Origin of the sequence: Paenibacillus sp. FSL M7-0802, assembly GCF_038004945.1 — a bacterium.
Classification (GTDB): domain Bacteria; phylum Bacillota; class Bacilli; order Paenibacillales; family Paenibacillaceae; genus Paenibacillus; species Paenibacillus polymyxa_B.
Genome location: NZ_JBBOSD010000001.1, coordinates 3487847 through 3509573 on the forward strand (window position 1 = coordinate 3487847; position 21727 = coordinate 3509573).

The window sequence follows — 21727 nt, forward strand, 5'->3', positions numbered from 1 at the left end:
TACCGGATGATATAACATCATCTGATAGTCTCTTTTTTTCTGCTATTTCTCCGATTTTAACTGAGCAATTTGCTCTTTTTCCTTCGGATCAGCTTTTATTAGTTTATCGTACAATGCTTTGTCATCCTGCCCTTGCTTTTGCAGAGCGACGATATAATATCGAGCAATCTCACGATTTGTAGCGTCGCTCAGATCGTCTTTCAAGCCGTTTTTGAGGATGCTTGCAGCCTCAGCAGGCTTACCTGACATGAACTCAATTTTTCCAGTACTGAGCGCAATACCCGGAGTTACTTCAAAAGTACGTGTCAACTCAATTTCAGGTGGAACCGTCTTAATATGAGCTACCCCATCCAGAACCTTCTGATAAGCAGCGAGACCTGCTTGGAAATATTTCTGTTCCTTGGCTGTGTCTTTCTGCTCATGTGCCTTATTACCAATAGTGTAAGCTTGGGTAATCAACATATTGTACCAGTCATTGTCCCAGACAAAGTTGGAAATGTTATTTTCCAAAATACTGAAGGCTTGCTCATGCTCACCTTTTGCTTTTAAAAGGTTAACTTTGGAGTTATACATGATTTTATTATACGGTTCTGCCTTCAGGCCCGTATTAAGTACCTCTATTGCAGCGTTATAAAATTCCTCTTTTTTCGTTTGATCATACACATTCTTGTACAGTGCAGCCAATCTTATAACCGAATCTGGGTGCGTAGGACGAAGTTCAAGATCCTTATTAATGGCACTTTGGATTTCCTCAAAAGATGTGCTGACCGCCATGATCTGTTTGGCAGATGTGGCAGCATTGGCCGATTGCACGAAGCGGAGACCTGCAAAAAGCACCACAATGCTTAGAATGCCGATGACTGCACTATACATGATTCGGAATCCGGAAGCACTCATGGACAGGCGTTTAAGCGGCTTGCTGTCCATAGCAGCGGCCATACCACCGAGACTCACAAATACCAGTATGCCCATGAACACGTAACTCAGATTAAAGTCTAGCAAGCTATGAAGTAAGATTGAGAGTGCCAAAATGAGATACAGGAAGTGAGAATCCCGTTCTTCATCATCTTGTCTCATATAGCTACGGATATATTTATAGAAAATATATAAGATAAATGACATGAAAATTACAAAACCGAGAATACCAACTTCAACCAGATACTGCATGAAGAAGTTATGGGCCTGACGGCTTGTGTAAGGATAATCTTGGTATTTCTCGTATAAAGTAGCCCAACCGCCGCCGCCGGTGCCAATAACAGGATGATCTTTAATCAATTTGGCAGCATCCTGATAGAATACAAGACGTTCCAGTACACTATGCTGCCGGAAATTGATATTTTCAAACCGGACCTGGACGTTTTCTGGTAGTACGCTGCGCAGGCCAGTTCCAATAAACAGAAAAGCCAGCAAGCCAATCACCACAACTGATCCAACAGGTAGCCACAGGTTGGATAACTTGCGGGAGGCCCATCCTTTGAGGGCATTTTCCAACTTCGGTGCCAGATAACGTTCAACAAGCCACAGTACGACAGCTACAGCCAGGGAGACACCAATAAGTAACCCCCAAGCCTTCGCAGCCTCTCCGCCGTTGTAGGTCTTGTTGAGTTGTAAACCCATATTTGTAATTGGCGCCAAGATAGATATTGACGCTACACCAGCAATGGCGCAATGTAAAATCCATATAATTTGGCGTGCTGGTTTAAAGAAAAGCAAAAGCAGCACGAAAACGACTGGCAACATAACCAGACCGCCCCGTGACAAGGTCAGGAACAGCGAGACCAGGATGGGCACCAACATGAAACCATGAGTAGCCTTGCCATACCATGATTTTGATTTCATTAAACAAAAAACGGCAGCGAATAGGAAAGCCATTAGAAAGGCGGCATATGTATTCGCATATTGAAACACTGATGTCAGCCGGAGACCATTTGTATCTGTCATAACTGCATTGGTATAACGATATTGATACACATATTGGGTAAACCAGCCTACCATCTTGCCAGCAAGTACCCACTGTCCAAACCAGTTAATAAAGCCAAAGCCTACAATGACATAAGCAACAGTCATAATCAGGTTGTGAATAATCTTATTGCCTAAGCGATCTTGTAGTAGATAGATTGAGATGATAAACAGAGCGGCATATATGCACTGTACCACCACCATATTCATGGCCAGGTAATGCGAAGCTGCTGAAGTCAGTGAAAGCACATAAGACAGGGGAAGCAGCAGTACTAATACAGCCAGCCAATCCCTTTGCTCTTCCAGCTTGAATTTCTTATAATAAGATACGATTGCCAGGATCAACAGAATCGAGGCGATGATAACAGCCCAATAGAGAGGCTTTTCAAAATCGAGCATTTGCCCATTAAAAAGTGCAGCCTGGAAGGGAGCCCAAGCTAAAAACAGAATCATGCCAACAATTAACACCCAAAACATAGCCGGCCTTTTATCGTCACGGGTCGACGTTTTGGCCTGTTTCCCGTATACTGGATTCGACAAGGTTTACAATCTCCTTTTCTTGTAGATACGTCAACATTTTAGCATACCCTTTTAAAAGGAACCAGTTTCACTCTTAAAAATAGAGTAAGCTAGTTTGAAAAGTAAAAAGAACATGCCTATTAGTTAATCGCATTTGTCAGAGTAAGAATCGTATTAAGGTGATAATGAAGGCGCCCATAATAAGATCCCAAGGGCCTGAACTTGTAATAAATGTTGGAGGTAAAAATAAAAATGCATAGTATTACAAATAAAGCTTTAAAGTTTTTTCAGAGTGGAATAGATCGTAAATGGATCACGATTTATTTAGTAGTCTTACTAATAGGGATGATTTTAATTAAATCTACAATTAATCCTCTATGGATAGGTTTTATTAACTTATTTATATTTTTATTTCCTGTCTATTATCTGATTTTCAGAATGATCAGGGAATTACTCTCTCCTGAACATACTCAAAAGATTTTTGGTAAAAAAGTGATTATAAGCATTGTTATGATTTATACCTTAATTGGTTTGTTTATCGTGTCTTTTAATTCCCAAGAAAGATTTGTTTATTTTTGGGACTTTTCTGGTTATTGGGCTACCACAATCAGTTATACGGATATGTGGTTTAGTTCTCCAATAGATGCTATTACTAAAATTTATGCAAGCATTTTAAAGGATGAGTATAATGTAGTTCCTCAAGTACCATTAGTACTGTTATTTAAATTACTGGGTACATCTTTTCCAATGTTCACATTAAGCATTTATATAGCATATGTTATTCCTTTTTTTTCATTGATTAGTGCCATGATTTTGAGAATTATTTCTGATTATAATAAAGAGATTTCATCAAAGATTGTTATCTTAATAATATCCTCTATTGCTTTGGTCACTTCAATTATGCAGCCTGTATTATCTGGTTATTTAGACTCTGCTGGTTTAATTGCTTGTATATTTATTACAGGACTCGTTTATTTAAGGGAAAAAAATCAAGTAAGAACTATTTCATTCTATTTTACAATGATCTTCTTTTTAATCGGTCTAGCGTTTATTCGTAGGTGGTATGCTTATTGGATTCTAGGTTTCTTTATAGCTTATGGTTTAATTATCTTATACAGACTAATATTTTCTAAAGGAGAAGAAAGAAAAAAGGTAATAGTATCTTTAAGGGATTTATTTTTGATTGGCCTAGGTTGTTTAATTATTTTGCTAGTAGGCTTTAGAGAATTTTTTACAAGAAGCTTGTATACAAACTATCAAGATCTTTATTCCGCCTATCAGAGTGGAGGATTGTCTCATAATATAGAATTGTTGATACAAAATTTTGGATGGTTAACATTGTTGATATCAATTATTGGAATTCTAGAGGGTTGGATAAGAAATAAAAACTTAAGGCCTTTAGTATTCGGTTTAGTCATACAAATGCTTATCTCTTTTTACTTATTCGTAAGAGTACAGTCTATGGGGCAACAACATTATTATATACTAGTGCCAAGTTTGACAGTATTGTTTGCCTTGGGTGTATTCAGTTTGACTAAATTGTCTGGTCAAAATTGGTATAAGATTATTGTAGCGTGCTTAATATTAATGTTATTAATAGGTAATTTTTCGCATTCTTTCATTAGACAGCCACTCCCATTATTAAAGAATTTTAATGGAATATATACTTCTAACCAAACATATCCAAGAGTTAGAACTGACTTAGAGCAGCTAAGATTAATTTCTTCATACTTAAATGAACTGTCTCGAAATGAAAAACCTATTTATGTGATATCAAGTTCCTTTATTTTTAATGATGATATTTTAAGAAAACTATCTATGCCTGATAATCTTAATCCTGTCCCTTCACTAATAGGTGTCAGTCATGTTGATAAAAGGGATGGATTACCCAAAGGATTCTTACAAGCAGAAATAATAGTTGTTGCCGATCCAATTCAATATCACTTAAATCCTGATGACCAAAGAGTAATTGGGGAACTCGCCAAGCCTTTTTTACAAAATATAGGTATAGGGAAATCTTTCCTTTTGAAAAAAACTTTCACTATTGCTGAAGGCATAAAAGTCAATGTTTATGAGAAAAAAGAGGCTTTAAAAGAAATCGATGTATTAGCTTTGGAACAAAAATTTCAGGAATGGTATCCTGATTTAAAAGAGAAATTTAAGTTCAAAATTGAATAGTAAAAGATAGTGATCGAATGTCTCTTTATTTAATTTCATAAGGATTTAATAAATAGTACAGATCCACTATAGAGTGACCTGAATCAAAGGGGAAATGACTGTTTTGGGACCTTTTTAAGAAAAAGGGTTTTTGTCAAAGTGATTAAGGTGAAATAAAAATAAAGTCAGTCCTAATTCCCAGATACGTGAATCTCGTGCAGTGCGACTGCTCCAGTAACCTGATGATTAAAACATACAAAAGAGACTGTTAGTGAAGATTTCTAGCAGTCTCTTTTGTATGTAACAGTTTGTATTCTATATCTATTTATTGGTAGCTAGCTAAGGTCTTATATTCTTAATTCAACTGCTAAATCCCTAATTTCATTATTCACATGGCTATGTGAATAATGAAATTATATATATCTAGTGCCCTCATAATCTATTTAACAAATCAAACATAGATTTATTCTTTGATCGTGAAAGGGAGGTAAGCTTTTGAGTATCTTTAATGAAAGAAATCGAACTGTGGATATTCTTAGATTTATAGCTATCGTAAGTATTATAATAGCTCATGCTTCACCCAATGAATTATTATTTCGAATTAGAAATTTTGATGTAGTACTTATGGTACTGCTAATGGGGGTTTCTTTTAATATTAGTCAGAAAGAACATTCAGTTAATTATAATTCATATATACTAAAAAGGTTTAAAAGATTAATTATTAGCACGTGGATCTTTTTAACAGCTTTCTTTGCACTATTTTATATGATTTCTAACTTTTCGAACAAAAATTTATTTTTTGATATAAAAACAATTGTGTTATCTTTTGCCTTCAATGGGGGCATAGGATATGTTTGGGTTATGTATGTCTTCTTTGTAGTTTCCCTTTTTAGTCCACTCATCCTTCAATTAAGTGAGAAAATCAAAAGTAATAATAAATATTTATTATTGTTGATTTTTCTCTATATGATCTACCATTACTTGGTTAGTTTGAATAGATTACTACCTGTTAATTTAGGTGGAAATCTGCAAAATTATATTCTCACGCCATTTGGATATTGTTTAATCGCTGCTGTAGGAATTAGATTTAATAAAATGAATAAAAAAGAAATATCGGTAATTTCTGGTGTATTTTTATCAATTTTTCTTATTTTCATGTTATTGTATAAATTTAAATCTACTCAGGATTTCAAATACCCTCCCACTATTTATTATATAAGTTATGGATTGTTTGTGAGTTTCGCTTTGTATTTGATTTTTAACCAACAATGGGTACAAAATTTAATTTTCAATCGTTTTGTATTTTTTTATTCTAAAGTATCGTTAAATCTTTACTTTCTTCATATAATCTCAATATATACACTAAATTTTTACGGACAAAATATCCCCTTAATTTCAGAATACTTTATTGCACGATTCTTGTTTATTATATGTAGCGCAATGCTAATGACATATCTGTATGAGTGTTTAATTGCAAATTGGTTGAAGAAGCGCGCCTTAAAAAAAAATCATAAAATGTATTAGATGTTCTTTACTAACCATTATTACAGATGAAACGGACACATCTTAAATTAGAAATCGTCTGAATGGTTAATAGATAGCGGATTTGTTTAGAAGAAATGTGATCAGAGAGCCAGATTTAAAACACTAGTTTCATGTTTTATTTTTGTGATTGTTAATCTTTTGAATTAATTTTCCGATTGTTATAAAAATTCAAAATCATCATATCTGCTATGATTTAAGGGATGGTGTAGCAACGAGCATCTCTTAGTTCGTAGTATAAATTATTCATCTTCATTTTTTCTTAGGGCGTTGGCAGCTTAAGTACTGTCCTCGGTAAAATCAAACTAATTAATATATACAAAGCGATGAAAGGTCGCTTAGCCAAAAACAAAAGGATACCAACAATTAACATTCAGGAAACAGTCCCCCTTTCACGCTCACGGGTCGACGTTTTTGTATGTTTCCCGTATACTGAATTGGACAGTCTTCTTTTCTTTAGATACGTCAGTTTTATGATGTGGAACTTAGCTTTATTGGGAAGATGATAAAATGGGGATTGGATTACATAAGATTATACGTTTAATTATCTGTATGATCTTTTATTTTCGAGCAAATAAGCTTAATAAACAACTGCCAACGGCAGGAGGTAACCATTTTGAGTTCTAATTTTAACTATAAGCAAACCCCTGGTAGAGCAAAGCTAGCTAATTATACAAGTGACGATGAAAATCCTTTAATCAGCATTATTACCCCTTTTTATAATTCAAAGGAGTATTTTTCTCAAACTTTCAATAGTGTAATGAACCAAACCTTTCCCTATTTTGAATGGATTGTTGTAGATGATGGGAGTGTTGACAAAGAAGCTGTTTTGCTGCTACAAGAATTGGGGAAACTAGAAAAACGTATTCGAATCTTTCATATCGAAAATGTTGGACCATCTGCTGCAAGAAACTATGCGATTAATCAGTCGCAAGCAGAGATCATTGTACCGCTTGATGCAGATGATCTAATTGAACCTACTTATTTAGAATGTGTCTATTGGTCATTACACACTAATCCAGACGCAAGCTGGAGTTATACAGATAGTATAGGTTTTCAGAATGAAGAGTATCTTTGGAGAAAGCCTTTCAATTCGAAACTAATGAAAATTGAGAATCTATTAACCTGTACTGCTGGCATACGAAAAAAAGATTTATATGAAGTCGGTTTATATACAACAAGTGAAACTTACTTTAATGAAGACTGGCATTTATGGCTTAAGCTGTTGAATGCGAAGAAAATCCCTGTTCATATGGGATGGTATGGCTTTTGGTATCGGCGAACTAATAATGGTGTTTTAGGGTATTTGAAATCCAATAAAAATGATTGGAAAAAATCTTCTTATTTAATTAAGGAGATTGGCAAAGGTATTACTAATATTAAAGCAATTGAATTTCCTAGATATAACATGAAAAAAGGATTTCCTAATCCTCAAAAATGGAACTGGGATAGAGCACCGGTGAATACAAGCGATAAAATAAAGGTGCTAATGCTTCTTCCTCATATGGTAATGGGTGGGGCGGATCTGTTTAATTTAGATATAGTGTCAAGAATAGATAAACAAAAGTTTGAAATGTCTGTAATTACAACCAACCCGGGAGATTCAACATGGAGACAACGGTTTGAGAAACACGTTACTGATATATTTGATCTTACAACTTTTTTAGATATGGAATATTGGGGTTCGTTCATTCATTATTATATAACCTCTAGAAAAATAGATATCTTGTTTGTTTCAAACAGCTACTTTGGGTACTATTTAATCCCTTGGTTGAGAAAAGAGTTTCCCGATATATCTATCATTGATTATGTCCATATGGAAGAATGGTATTGGCGTGCAGGAGGCTATGCAAGGACTTCAGGAGCTCTTGGTGATTTTATAGAAAAAACCTACGTATGTAATGATCATCTGAGGCATGTCATGATTGAATCCTTTGATAAAAAAGATCATGAAGCAGAAACAGTTTATATAGGTGTTGACGAAGAAGAATTTAATCCAGATTATATAGAGGAAGGCCAAATAAGGGCATCTCTTAATGTCAACCAGGATCAGCCTTTAATTTTGTTTCCATGTAGACTTCATCCGCAAAAGAGACCATTTTTAATGGTTGAAATAGTGAAAAAGCTAAAAGCACTGGTGCCTAACGTTATTGTTGTTGTTGTAGGAGATGGCTCGCAATGGGATGAACTACTGGCCGTAATAAAGAAAGAAAAACTACAACAAACAATATATTGCGTTGGACGGAAGGACGATATGAGGCCTTATTACCGGGATAGTCAGGTCACATTAGTTTGTTCACTTAAAGAAGGACTAAGCTTAACAGCCTATGAATCATTAGCTATGGGAGTACCTGTAGTTTCCTCAGATGTTGGGGGGCAAAAGGAGCTAATTAATAGTGAGGTGGGGAGAGTGATCCCACTTTATCAAAATGAAGAGGCCGACTTAGATAATCGTCATTTTATGCAAGAAGAAGTAGATGAATATGTAGCTGCTCTTTTCAATATTCTTAGTATGGAAAAAGAAGATAAAGAAAAATTGAGCAAACAATGTCGTGAAAGAATTGAACAAGGCTTCACGAAAACGAACATGATCCGTTACTTTGAGGAAGAATTTACAGCATGGAAATATCAACGTAGTAAGGAAAAAAACAGGGGGATGTCTGAGCACCTTAAAGCTTTTCCCAGACTAATTAATGATTATGTATCTTTGTATATTGAATACGAAATTACCGCAATATCGAGTAATAGAGTGTTTCAATTTCTAAGTTATATCAAAGGAGTGTTGATGCTCAAAAAGAACCCTTTATCTTTGGTAAAAGATATTGTCTATTTTAGTAAGAACAAGTATTACTTTAAACGTTATTTATATAGTTTTAAGTCCAATCCATTATTCCAATTTATAACTAAATTAATCAATATTAATAGGTGAATATGTTAAGACCTAGTTGGGGGTAATTATGCAAATTATGCAGAAATATTTTTTGAATTTTAATAAATACCGATATTTATTAAAACAACTTGTAATCAACGATATTAAAATAAAATATCGTCGTTCAATATTAGGTGTAATTTGGAGTGTCCTTCAACCATTGATGATGATGATTGTTTTAACGATGGTATTTGCTTCGCTATTCAAAAGTAATATACCACATTTTGCGATATACGTACTAACAGGAAGAATAATTTGGGATCTATTTTCAAGTGGGACTATTATGGCGATGGATTCTGTAGTTGGCAATGCTTCATTAATTAAAAAAGTCTATATTCCAAAGTATATTTTTCCGCTTTCTAAATGTTTCTCATCATTAGTTAATACTGCATTTGCTTTGATAGCTTTAGTTATAGTTGCGATAGTGAGTGGAGGAGTAAAATTGACTCCTAACCTTTTTCTAATTCCAATTCCTTTGTTTTATACCTTTTTATTTGGTGTTGGACTGAGCTTTATTCTATCAGCATACACTGTTTTCTTTAGAGATTTGAAATATTTATACGAGGTTCTTCTTACCGCATGGATGTATTTTACGCCTCAATTTTTTCCAATGAGCATTATACCTGATAATTTGAAAATAGTATTTGAGTTAAATCCACTCTATTACACTCTTCAGATGTTTAGGGATGTAGTTATGTACGGTGTTACACCTACTCTACAACAGCATTTGATTTGTGCATCAATAGGAGTTGTAACCTTGATAATCGGGCTTTTAGTTTTCCGAAGAAAGCAAGATGATTTTATTCTATATATATAAATGGATGTGATATTACATGGATAGCGAAATGGCAATTGAGGTCAAAGATGTATCTATGACCTTCAATATGAGTCAGGAAAAGGTAGATAACTTAAAGGAACACATTTTAAAGTTAATTAAAGGGCAGCTTTTTTATCAGGAGTTTAATGCACTGAAAAATATTTCATTCGAAATAAAAAAAGGTGAAGTTTTTGGTTTGGTAGGATTAAATGGTGCTGGTAAAAGCACATTACTCAAGGTCATTGCAGGAGTTTTAAAACCTACTTCTGGTACAGTTGTTGTTAACGGAACCATAGCACCTTTAATAGAATTAAGTGCAGGATTCAACCTCGATTTAACAGGGAGAGAAAATATATTTTTAAATGGGGCGGTATTCGGTCACTCTAACAAGTTTATGAGTGAATGCTTTGATAGAATTGTTGATTTCTCGGAGCTTCATGAATTTATAGATGTACCTTTGAAAAATTATTCTTCAGGTATGCTGGCCAGACTTGCATTCTCTATAGCTACAATTGTGGACCCAGATATATTAATTGTAGATGAAGTTTTGTCTGTTGGTGACTTTAAGTTTCAGGAAAAATGCGAAGCATATATTTCTTCGCTAATAAATAAAGGTACCACTGTTCTATTTGTCTCGCACTCTATAAAACAAGTTGAGAAGTTATGTCAAAGAGCTCTATTGTTGAATAAAGGAGAGCTTGTTCTTGTTGATGAAATATCCAAGGTTGTAGAAACATACAAAAATATATCCTAGGTGATTATAGTGGGTAAGGTTTCTATTGTAGTACGAACAAAAGACAGACCTCTTCTCCTTAAAAGGGCAATTAATAGTATCCTGTCGCAAACTTATGCAGACTGGGAAATAGTGCTTGTGAATTCAGGAGAAGATAAAGAATTAATTGAGTCAATCATGCATGATTTCAAATCTAAAAGTTCGAATGATATTATACTTCTTCATATAAACAGTAATCTTCATATAGATGAATTAATTAACCTTGGAGTTTCAAAGAGTACCGGATATTATGTCACACTTTTAGATGATGATGACACGTGGGATCCTTCCTTTTTAGATGAATGCATTTCGTTATTAAATGAAAACAAGGGAGTAGATGGCGCTGTAACTCAGACCACTATCATTGAGGAAACATTAGAAGCGAACAAAATTCGTTTTCTAAAAAGATATGTTTTCAATAACAGACTACGAAGAATTCGTGGTTGGGAAATAGCCAGATGCAATCTGTTTACAACTAATTCATTTGTCTACAAAAGAGAGGCGTATGACAGGATAGAGGGATATCGTAAAGATATACCTTTGCTCGGTGATTGGGAATTTAATATGCGTTTTTTTCTGAAACATAAAATTGTTGTTATACCGAAACCCTTGGCCAATTATCATAAAAGGATAGATGCTAAGATTAGTAGCGGGAATTTCTATGCGAATACTTCATTAACTAGACATCTTAGATATGACCGTATAATTAGAAGAGAATATCTCAAGCAAGGAGTAACGAAAGGCCCCTTTCTTTTTTGCCTTTTAGTTTATCTTTTTGGTTATATAAATGCGATAATTAAATTGACTAAAAGTTTCATTTATCGTAAGTGAAAAACGAAAATACTTCAATGATAGTATTTGGCTATCATTGAAGTTGAGGGGGGAAATTGCGTGAAAATAGCAATTGCGGGAACCGGATATGTTGGATTGGTTACTGGTATATGTTTGGCTGAAATAGGACATGAGGTAGTTTGTATAGATAAAAATCAAGCGAAAATTGAACTATTAAAATTAGGAATTCCCCCTTTTTATGAAAATGGATTAGAGGGTCTATTGAAAAAGAACCATAACATACAATTTACTTCTGATTTTAAGACTGCTTATAAAGAGGCAGAGATTATATTTATAGCAGTAGAGACACCAGAAAATATCGATGGTTCTGCAAATTTGACTTATGTATATGAAGTATCAAAAGAAATAATTAAAAACCTTCAGCATGATTGTACAATAGTGCTTAAATCAACAGTTCCTGTAGGAACAAGTGATGAAATTGAAGAGTTTATGAAAAAAAATATACACAATAATGTTAACGTTGAAGTACTGTCTAATCCAGAATTTTTATCTCAAGGGACAGCAATTAGAGATACAATGGAAGCTAGCCGTATTATTATTGGTGCTAATTCGAAAGAAGCAGCTAACTTACTGAAGCAGGTTTATGAGCCTTTTAATAGACCATTTGTAATAACAAGTCGAACTAGTGCAGAAATGATTAAATATGCCTCTAATGACTTCTTAGCTCTAAAAATATCTTTCATCAATGACATAGCTAACTTATGTGAACTGGTAGGTGCAGATATTGAGGATGTTACCAAAGGTATGAGTTTTGATGATAGAATAGGAGCGAAATTTTTGAATGCAGGAGTAGGATACGGCGGATCATGCTTTCCCAAGGATACTAAGTCATTACACTGGTTATCAAAAGACCGTGGTTACGAGTTAAAGACAGTCAGAGCAGCTATAGAAGTAAATGAATTACAAAAAACAAGATTGATCCAGAAAGCTAAAAAACAATTTTCCTCATTTAATGGAATTAGGGTTACTGTACTAGGACTAACATTTAAACCAGGTACTGACGATTTGCGTGAGGCACCATCTATAAACAATATTGATATTTTACTGAATGACGGCGCAATTGTTACTGTTTATGATCCGGTGGGAATGGATAATGTAAAAAAGATATATTCTGATAAGATTACATATGCCCAAACACCTGAAAGCGCACTCCAAGATTCGGAAATTTGCTTTATCTTTACAGAATGGGACCAGATAAAGAAAATTTCACCTAGTCAATTTAAAAAAAATATGAAAACACCAAATGTTTATGATGGGCGAAATTGTTATAGAATATCTGATATGATTGATACAGGAGTTAATTATAATTCAATAGGAAGATCCTGAAAATTTTTTGGAGGTGTTTGGTTATATGGATTACAAGATCAGTGTAATTGTACCAATATATAATGTCGAAAAATATCTCCCTGAAGCAATGGATTCTCTTAAAAGGCAGACGATTGGATTTAATAACATAGAGGTTATCTTGGTTGATGATAATTCTACTGATGAAAGCAAGAATATCGCCGATCAATTCGCAAGTGAGAATTCTAATGTCATCTCTATACATTTGAGCAGCAGTAGTGGAGCTGCTGGAAAACCACGAAATGTAGGTATTAAGAATGCGAGTGCAGAATATATAATGTTTTTAGACCCAGATGACTATTATACTGATAATGCTTGTGATTTACTTTATCAGAGAATATCTGAAAAAAATATTGATTTTGCTTTTGCTTCATATAGAACTATATCAGAAGACGGAAGTATCATTTTGGATAATGTGTTGCCTATGGGATTTCCTGATGAAATTGATTCGAAATCTATAGAAGAAAATCAACAGTTGTTAGAAATAGCTCCTTCAATATGGACGAAAATTTATAAAAAATCATTTGTAGAAAACAATAATATTGAATTTCCTGAGAAAATTGTTTCCCAAGATTTTGTATTCAATATTCATGCTATGTTAAGTGCTAATGGGATATATTTCTTTAATGATATTGTGTATAACTATAGAATTAGAAATAAAGAAAGTAAATCAATTAGTTATATTTTAGATGAGAAATATTTTTACGGAATCAACAAAAGCCAATTATTGGCATATGAGCTTTTCGGAAAGTTTAACAAGGAACATCTTTTTAGCATCATTTTAGCTAAATATTTGGATTTTAATATTAAAAATATTTTTTTTAGTCAGTTAATATCTAATTCGCAAAAAAAAGATATTATTCGTAATATGTACTGGTTTTTTGAACAATGCTTTGAAAACGAAATTAAGCCTAAAGATAAGTTAAACGAGAAGTTGTATGCTTTAATTTTTGAAAAAAAATATAATGAAGCTTTGGATCTATATAACCATATTTACCCTTTGATTTCAGAATATGATGAATGGATAGTAAAACAAGAGGAAGGTAAAAAGTGGCTGGAAGATCAGCTTGCAAAACTTGAATCTGACCTTAACTCAAAAGAAAATATCATTATCGATTTAAAAAAATATAATAACGAGTTGATCGAAGGAAAAAAATGGTTAGAAGAGCAACTTGGTGAAAGTAAAGAAAGTATTTCTACGCAAATTAATGTTATAGGAGATATGAAAAATTGGATTAATGAACTTGAAAAAGGGAAAGACTGGCTTCAAGTTCAACTTGCAAACTATAAAAAGGAAGTAGAAAACCTAAATATTATTATAGACGATTTGAAAATGTGGAATCAGCAGCTTATAGAGGCCAAAGAGAGTCTAGAGAAACAAATTAATGATAAGTGATAAAGGAGTTATTGAAAATTGAATTATAACTATGCACAGCAACCTGGAATAGGAAATAGTAAAAAAAAAATTGGTTATACTGAAGCTCCTCTAGTCAGCGTTATTACACCGTTTTATAATAGCGCACAACATATAGATCAGACAGCGTCTAGTCTATTCAATCAAACTTTCCCTTATTTTGAATGGATTATTGTGAATGATGGAAGTACCAGTAAAGTAGATGTTGAGAAGCTTGCTGCACTCGCTGACAGTGATAGTAGAATTGTATTACATCATCAGGAGAATGGTGGTCCATCTGAAGCCCGCAATAAAGCTGTCGAATTATCCTCTACTGAAATAATTATACCTCTTGATGCTGATGATTTACTTGATCCTACTTACATTGAGTGTGTATATTGGTCTCTTTATTGTAACCCTCAAGCTAGTTGGACATATAGTGACAGCTTAGGATTTGGAAACCAAGAATATCTCTGGAAGAAAAATTTTGATGCTCAGCAAATGAAAACTGAAAACCTGCTTACATGCACAGCAGGAATCAGAAAAAAAGATTTCCTTGAAGTTGGGAGATATGACGTTTCAGAAAGTCTACACTACGAGGACTGGGCTCTTTGGCTTAAGTTACTTTCAAAAGGTAAATATCCAGTACACATGGGTTGGTATGGTTTCTGGTACCGAAAGACCGATACAGGTGGTTTAGCGAATACTAGCAGAAATGCAGATAAGCATGAACATGCCATGAGTATTATAAAAAAATTAGGAAAAAAAGTTGATACCAATGTTCAGGCTATTGAGTTTCCAAGATTCAGAGGGGTGAATTTTGAAAAACCTCGAAAATGGGAATGGTCTAGAAATAATATTGATTTAAATAATAAAACAAAAATGCTCATGATCTTACCTCATCTGGTTATGGGTGGAGCTGACCTTTTTAATTTGGATATTGTATCTCGTTTGAATAAAGACAAGTTTGAAGTGTCGGTAATTACTACAAATCCCGGTGATTCAACTTGGAGGCAAAGGTTTGAAGAACATACAAATGATATTTTTGATTTAACTACATTTCTTGATGTTAAGGATTGGAGTGCGTTTATCCATTATTTTATAAAAACGAGAAAAATAGATATTGTAATGGTTTCAAATAGCTACTATGGATACTATCTAATCCCATGGTTAAAAAAAGAGTTTCCGCAGCTTAAAATTATAGATTATGTACACATGGAAGAAATGGGATGGAGAGCTGGTGGTTATGCAAGAACTTCTGCTGTAGTTAGTGATATAATTGATAAGACTTATGTATGTAATGATCATCTAAGGGAACTGATGATACAAACATTTAATAGGAAACAAAGCGATGTAGAAACTTTGTATATAGGTGTAGACATAGATGAGTATAACCCTGCGAAATATCGCAAATTTTCAATTAAAGAAGAACTGGGAATTAGCTCTGAACGCCCTGTCGTATTATTTCCGTGTAGAATAGCTGAGCAAAAAAGACCATTTTTAATGATTGCTATAGCGAAAGAAGTTATAAAGAAAATCCCTAATATCGCATTCTTTGTTGTTGGTGATGGTCCTCAATTAGAGGGAATTAGGCATAAAATCGAAAATGAAAAGCTTGGAGATAATGTTTATCTTTTGGGAAGGCAAAACGATATGAAACCCTTTTATAGGGACAGCGATCTGACATTGATATGTTCTATAAGAGAAGGACTTGCATTAACTGCATACGAGTCATTAGCTATGGGAGTGCCTGTTATTAGTTCAGATGTAGGCGGACAAAAAGAACTTGTGGATGACAAAGTAGGTAGACTACTTCCGTTTTTACAAGAAAGGACAAAATTTATTGATATAGAGGTTAGTAAAGAGTACAGTCAAAATGAGATAAATCAATATGTTGAGGCTATTGAATCTCTTTTAAGAAATAATGATCAATACAACACTATTAGCAAAAATGCTAGAGAAAAAATTATAGCTAAGTTTGATAAAAATAATATGATTAGAACTTTAGAAGTGGAATTGGTGAACTTATTAAATAACAAATTTGAGGATGAAGAAGTTCACAATTTAAAGTCGTTATCTAATTTAATTGATGATTATCTTACGTTGTATTGTGAATTTCTACAACGCGAGGCTGATCTTGAGTGGATATGGAATGAAAGAAATAGATACAATTTGGATATCAGGTCAAATGATCTGAATAATGTAAATAATAATTCGATTACAGAAGCTGCTTCCTTATTGGAGTTACAAAAAATTTATAATATGAGATCGTGGAAATTAATTGTAAAATATCAAGATTTTATGGACAACTCTCGAATCGGCTTACTGCTCAGTAAGTTAAGAAATTTTATATTGAAATTTAAATGAAGTAATTGGGTTTTTAGTAAAATAATGATGCAGATAGCATGTTTGTATTACTAATAAAAGGGTATGACTTTAACTCTATAAGCTTAAACAGCTTAAAGGTCTATGGCACTGAGTTATTGGATTGAAGAGTTCTTGTCAATATCATTGGGTGACTGTTAATCGGCATTCTTAACGATTTAATTTTTAGATATTGGAATAAACTACATGTAAAGGAGATTTCCATGAAAGGTATAATTTTGGCGGGCGGGACTGGTTCTCGCCTTTTTCCTTTAACCAAGGTGACCAATAAGCATTTGCTTCCTGTCGGTAATTATCCCATGATTTTCCATTCTATATATAAGCTGAAAAAAGCCGATATTACGGACATTCTTATTGTAACAGGTAAAGAACATATGGGGGATGTTGTAAATTTGCTTGGAAGCGGACGCGATATGGGCGTAACCTTTACATATAAGGTGCAAGACGAAGCCGGTGGTATTGCCCAAGCATTATACTTGGCAAAACAATTTGTGGGTACGGATCAGATGGTTGTCATTTTAGGGGACAATGTATTTGAAGATGATATCTCTCCGTTTATACAAAATTTTCGCAAACAGAATGTTGGTGCTAAATTATTATTGCAAAAGGTCCATGACCCCCAGCGATTTGGTGTGGCAGAAATTCAAAATCAACGTATTCTATCTATAGAAGAAAAACCTCAGATGCCTAAAAGCGATTATGCAGTTACGGGCATTTACATGTTTGATCATAATGTTTTTAATATTGTGAAAACCCTAAAACCTTCGACACGTGGAGAATTGGAGATTACAGACGTAAATAATGCGTATATTGCTAACGGAACATTGACCTATGATATTCTTCAAGGTTGGTGGACGGATGCAGGAACTCATACTTCGCTTGCCAGAGCAAATGAACTCGCGCAAAACATTATATTCGGTGAGGAATTTGGTAAGTTAAAGTTGTAAAGCGAAGTTTCACAGCATTGAGGGAAGGACGTATAGCATGAAGATGATACCTTTAAGATTAACAGGTGCAAGTATAATAGAGCCGATTGTTCATGGTGATCAACGCGGTTTTTTTATGGAAAGTTATAATCAACAGGTTATGCAAAATGAGGGGATTACTCATACGTTTGTTCAGGATAACCAATCTCTTTCTGCTGATGCAGGAGTTATACGTGGGTTGCATTACCAATTAAATCCGAAGGCACAAACGAAACTTATCAGGGTACTCACAGGTGCTATCTATGATGTGATTTTGGACATTCGAAAAAGTTCTCCTACGTTTGGGCAATGGATGAGTGTCATTCTAAGTGAGTATAATCATCGCCAGTTACTGGTACCTAAGGGGTTTGCTCATGGTTTTTGTACGCTTGTTCCAAATACTCAGGTGTTGTATAAGGTTGATGAACATTATTCTCCTTTGCACGACAGAGGGATACTATGGAATGACCCTGCACTGAGTATTGACTGGCCTACCTCCAAGGCGATACTGTCAGAGAAGGATAGACAGCAGCCTGTTCTGACAGATGCGGAAATCAATTTTGATTAGAATCTAATACAAATTAATGCTTTGTATGCTTTTGAGTTAAGAAAATGAGTCCAGGAGTCTAATATCTTTAGACATTGCTCAGCTAGGAGGTCTGTATGAAACTTCTTGTCACCGGCGGGGCCGGATTTATAGGCAGTAACTTTGTATTGTATATGTTAAAACAGCATTCAGATTACGAAATTGTAAATATAGATGCGCTTACGTACGCAGGTAACCTGGAAAATTTGAAATCCATCGAAAATCATCCCAATCATACCTTCGTGAAAGCAGATATTACCGACGCGCAAGCGATTGACCAACTAATGCAGCAGGGCATCGATGTGGTGGTGAATTTTGCGGCAGAGTCGCATGTCGATCGGAGTATTTTGGAACCGGAAGTGTTTGTGAAAACGAACGTCCTCGGTACACAGGTGCTGTTGGACGCAGCTAAGAAATATAATGTGACCAAGTTTGTACAGGTATCAACAGATGAGGTGTACGGTTCTCTGGGTGAAACAGGATTGTTCACGGAGGAAACTCCGTTGCAGCCTAATAGTCCTTATTCTGCATCCAAGGCAGGCGGCGATCTGCTAGTTCGTGCATATCATGAAACCTTCGGTTTACCAGTGAATATTACACGTTGTTCTAACAACTATGGTCCATACCAGTTTCCTGAAAAATTGATCCCGCTAATGATCTCTCGTGCACTGAGCGATCAACAGCTACCTGTATACGGGGATGGCTTGAACATTCGCGATTGGTTGTATGTAGAGGATCATTGCAGCGCCATTGATCTGGTCATTCATCAGGGTAAACTGGGTAAAGTATACAATATCGGGGGGAATAACGAGCGGACAAATGTGCATATCGTCAAAAAGGTATTGGAGGAGCTGGGCAAGCCAGAATCTCTGATTTCGTATGTGCAGGATCGTCCAGGTCATGACCGCCGTTATGGCATTGATCCAACGAAGACCATGAATGAGTTGGGCTGGAAGCCAAAGCACTCTTTTGAAACCGGCATTAAAGAAACGATTCGCTGGTATTTGGACAACGAAGAATGGTGGACTCGCATTCAATCTGGCGAATATCAACAATACTATGCAAAGCAGTATGGTTCCCGCTTGGGGGATGCGTAGAATGAAGGTATTGGTTACTGGAGCATCCGGTCAACTTGGTAAAGACGTAGTAAAGGTTTTTCAAGAGCAAGGACATGATGTTCTTGGTTGCGATCGGGAACAATTGGATATCACGGATTTGCAGCAGTCTGTGAAGATTGTAGGACAATATCAACCTGACGCCGTAATCCATTGTGCAGCGTATACGGCTGTGGATGCAGCGGAGACTGATGTCGACGGGGCTTATCAAGTCAACGCGGCAGGTACACGTAATATGGCGCTGGCTGCGGAAAAGGTTGGAGCCAAGCTGGTTTATATCAGCACAGATTATGTGTTCGATGGAACGGCAAAGCAGCCATATCATGAGTACGATAATACCAATCCGCAGAGTATCTACGGAAAGTCCAAACGGGCGGGAGAAGTGTTAACCCAGACACTTTCCTCCAGGTACTTTATTGTTCGTACCTCATGGGTATATGGACTGTACGGGAACAATTTTGTTAAAACGATGCTGAAGCTTGGACAGGAGAAACCGCAGCTTCAGGTGGTGAATGATCAGAAGGGTTCACCTACCTATACGGTGGATTTAGCACGTTTTTTGGCAGAATTGATTCAAACGGAGAAGTATGGCGTATACCATGCTTCTAATAGCGGTTCCTGCACCTGGTATGAGTTTACGCAAGCAATTTTTCAGGATGCGGTAGAACTTTTAGGTGTTAAAGTCACGGCCACCTTGGAGCCGTGTAGTACGGAGCGATTTCCTAGACCTGCAGCACGCCCACATAATTCCGTTATGGAGCATGTTGCGATCCGAACAAATGGGTTGAATGATTTGCGCGATTGGCGTGAAGGACTGCAGGATTTTTTACAGGAATATAGCAGTCAATCATAAAGAAATATTTTATTGTGTTCATAAAAGCTTAAATAGGGCTTGATTTCAAATATATTTGGTCTCAATAATTTTCTGGAAAAGTCGGGTTTATGCTCGACTTTTTTTATTTTATTGAAACATTCCCCATGTCGCTGCGTCTTTTTGTGTACATAACAATCTATAGACTGCAACAGCTCTTTGAAATTATACTGGTTTGCTCTATGATAGGAATAAGAACATTTGGAGTAAATACGCCAAAATCTCATAAACGAGGAACATGAAATCTATGATTAAATCCGTAAGTGTTCATATTGTAACGTATAACAGTGAAAAAGATATCCAAGAGTGCTTAAAGGCTGTCAGCAAGCAAAGCTACCCCCTACAAGCAGTGGTTATCATAGATAATCAATCCAAGGATCAGACAGAGGAACAAGTTAAAGAAATAGCTCATTTGTTTGGTTCAAAATTCAAGTTTGTCTCTAATGTCCAAAATGTCGGTTTTGCCCCTGGTCATAATCAAGCAATAGCGTTGAACGATACGGACTATGTGCTAGTACTTAACCCAGACGTTACTATAGAACCTGATTACATTGAGCGACTGGTTGCAGTGATGGAGCATAATCAGCATATAGGCAGTGCTACAGGTCAATTGCTGCGTAAAGCGAACCGGGAGATGATAGATAGCACGGGTATTGTTATGAATTCAGCCAGAAGAGCTTTTGATCGAGGAGCAGGAGAGCCTTCAGTTCAGTGGTCAGAGTCAGGAAAGGTATTTGGTGTTTCAGGCGCAGCAGCTTTGTATTCACGGCGAATGATTAATGACATTGGTCTAAATGGTGAATTTTTTGATGGAAGCTTTTTTGCATACAAAGAAGATGTAGATGTTGCATGGCGAGCAGCCTTGCTCGGCTGGGAAGCTTACTATGATGCTAGAGCAGTAGCCTACCATGAACGTGGTTGGAAGGAAACGAGTCGTACATCCCAATCGTTGTTTGTGAGAAGACTTTCATATATTAATCGTTATAAAATGATGTATAAAAATGATATTTTCTCTGAATGGATGAAAAATATTATTTCTCTCCTCTCATATGAGATAGCAAGTAATCTGTATTTTCTTTTCAGAGAGCCAAAAGTACTTGTAGCTTGGAAGACTTTTTTCAAAGAACTGCCCGAGCTTAGGGGGAAAAGAAGGCAACTTAGAAAGAAGATTACCCTTCGTCATCATCAAAATAAATCAAAAGCTCAATAAAATATTGAATTCAACAAAACATCATCGAATGCGTGTTCCTTTATGGAAAAATATAGTATAATTGAAACGTGCAACCGATAGAGCTGGCAAGGGCGGTCGGCTAACTCTCCCGAGGAGGGGGGTGAAGCCTGTGACAGTGTTTGAGGCGCTCAGTTTAATGCTGACGTTCGGGGCGTTAATCGTCACACTGTTAGAGTTTAACAAACGAAAATAGACCGCCCCCGCAAGGAAGGGTCTATTTTCGGCCTGATTGTTCCAAAACCGTCCGCTCTTGGAGCGTTGGTTGCGCAGGGGCTGGCTGGCACCAGCCC

Annotated in this window: 16 protein-coding genes; 15 read left to right on the forward strand and 1 reads right to left on the reverse strand. The window is 35.5% G+C overall.

The annotated features are described in order from the left end of the window. Nucleotides 1-42: 42 nt before the first annotated feature. Nucleotides 43-2499, reverse strand: a complete 2457-nt coding sequence (locus tag MHB54_RS16080) for an O-antigen ligase family protein (protein WP_053326210.1) — start codon at nucleotides 2497-2499, stop codon at nucleotides 43-45. Between the two features lie 231 nt (nucleotides 2500-2730). Between MHB54_RS16080 and MHB54_RS16085 the strand changes: the two genes are divergently transcribed. The 15 genes from MHB54_RS16085 (at nucleotide 2731) to MHB54_RS28735 (ending at nucleotide 21630) form a co-directional block, all read left to right on the forward strand. Further along, a complete protein-coding gene (locus MHB54_RS16085; protein WP_264454467.1) occupies nucleotides 2731-4656 on the forward strand; it encodes a hypothetical protein in 1926 nt (641 codons plus the stop codon). A 474-nt stretch (nucleotides 4657-5130) separates the two neighbouring features. After that, nucleotides 5131-6159, forward strand: a complete 1029-nt coding sequence (locus MHB54_RS16090; protein ID WP_264454468.1) for an acyltransferase family protein — start codon at nucleotides 5131-5133, stop codon at nucleotides 6157-6159. Nucleotides 6160-6793: 634 nt separating this feature from the next. Beyond that, nucleotides 6794-9106, forward strand: a complete 2313-nt coding sequence (locus MHB54_RS16095; RefSeq protein ID WP_264454469.1) for a glycosyltransferase — start codon at nucleotides 6794-6796, stop codon at nucleotides 9104-9106. A gap of 28 nt (nucleotides 9107-9134) precedes the next feature. After that, nucleotides 9135-9923 (forward strand): ABC transporter permease, encoded by a 789-nt coding sequence (locus MHB54_RS16100; RefSeq protein ID WP_223821960.1) that lies wholly within the window; start codon nucleotides 9135-9137, stop codon nucleotides 9921-9923. A 16-nt stretch (nucleotides 9924-9939) separates the two neighbouring features. Further along, the gene (locus MHB54_RS16105; RefSeq protein ID WP_190298070.1) at nucleotides 9940-10677 is read left to right on the forward strand and encodes an ABC transporter ATP-binding protein; all 738 of its coding nucleotides are present in this window, start codon (nucleotides 9940-9942) and stop codon (nucleotides 10675-10677) included. A gap of 9 nt (nucleotides 10678-10686) precedes the next feature. Continuing rightward, nucleotides 10687-11526 (forward strand): glycosyltransferase, encoded by an 840-nt coding sequence (locus MHB54_RS16110; RefSeq protein ID WP_264454470.1) that lies wholly within the window; start codon nucleotides 10687-10689, stop codon nucleotides 11524-11526. Between the two features lie 60 nt (nucleotides 11527-11586). Then, entirely contained in the window at nucleotides 11587-12873 is a 1287-nt protein-coding gene (locus MHB54_RS16115) for a UDP-glucose dehydrogenase family protein (protein ID WP_264454471.1), read from the forward strand. Nucleotides 12874-12898: 25 nt separating this feature from the next. Next, nucleotides 12899-14287 (forward strand): glycosyltransferase family 2 protein, encoded by a 1389-nt coding sequence (locus tag MHB54_RS16120; protein WP_264454472.1) that lies wholly within the window; start codon nucleotides 12899-12901, stop codon nucleotides 14285-14287. A gap of 18 nt (nucleotides 14288-14305) precedes the next feature. Beyond that, complete coding sequence (locus MHB54_RS16125; RefSeq protein ID WP_264454473.1) at nucleotides 14306-16651, forward strand: glycosyltransferase; 2346 nt, start codon at nucleotides 14306-14308, stop codon at nucleotides 16649-16651. A 221-nt stretch (nucleotides 16652-16872) separates the two neighbouring features. Beyond that, the gene (locus MHB54_RS16130; RefSeq protein ID WP_264454474.1) at nucleotides 16873-17616 is read left to right on the forward strand and encodes a sugar phosphate nucleotidyltransferase; all 744 of its coding nucleotides are present in this window, start codon (nucleotides 16873-16875) and stop codon (nucleotides 17614-17616) included. A 37-nt stretch (nucleotides 17617-17653) separates the two neighbouring features. After that, nucleotides 17654-18202, forward strand: coding sequence for a dTDP-4-dehydrorhamnose 3,5-epimerase (rfbC, locus tag MHB54_RS16135; protein WP_264454475.1), 549 nt, complete (start codon nucleotides 17654-17656; stop codon nucleotides 18200-18202). 95 nt (nucleotides 18203-18297) lie between these two features. Then, a complete protein-coding gene (gene rfbB, locus MHB54_RS16140) occupies nucleotides 18298-19317 on the forward strand; it encodes a dTDP-glucose 4,6-dehydratase (RefSeq protein ID WP_264454476.1) in 1020 nt (339 codons plus the stop codon). A gap of 1 nt (nucleotide 19318) precedes the next feature. Beyond that, nucleotides 19319-20188, forward strand: a complete 870-nt coding sequence (rfbD, locus tag MHB54_RS16145; RefSeq protein ID WP_264454477.1) for a dTDP-4-dehydrorhamnose reductase — start codon at nucleotides 19319-19321, stop codon at nucleotides 20186-20188. Nucleotides 20189-20453: 265 nt separating this feature from the next. Beyond that, a complete protein-coding gene (locus MHB54_RS16150; protein ID WP_264454478.1) occupies nucleotides 20454-21416 on the forward strand; it encodes a glycosyltransferase family 2 protein in 963 nt (320 codons plus the stop codon). A gap of 136 nt (nucleotides 21417-21552) precedes the next feature. Beyond that, nucleotides 21553-21630, forward strand: a complete 78-nt coding sequence (locus MHB54_RS28735) for a putative holin-like toxin (protein ID WP_354005523.1) — start codon at nucleotides 21553-21555, stop codon at nucleotides 21628-21630. The last annotated feature ends 97 nt before the right edge of the window (nucleotides 21631-21727 follow it).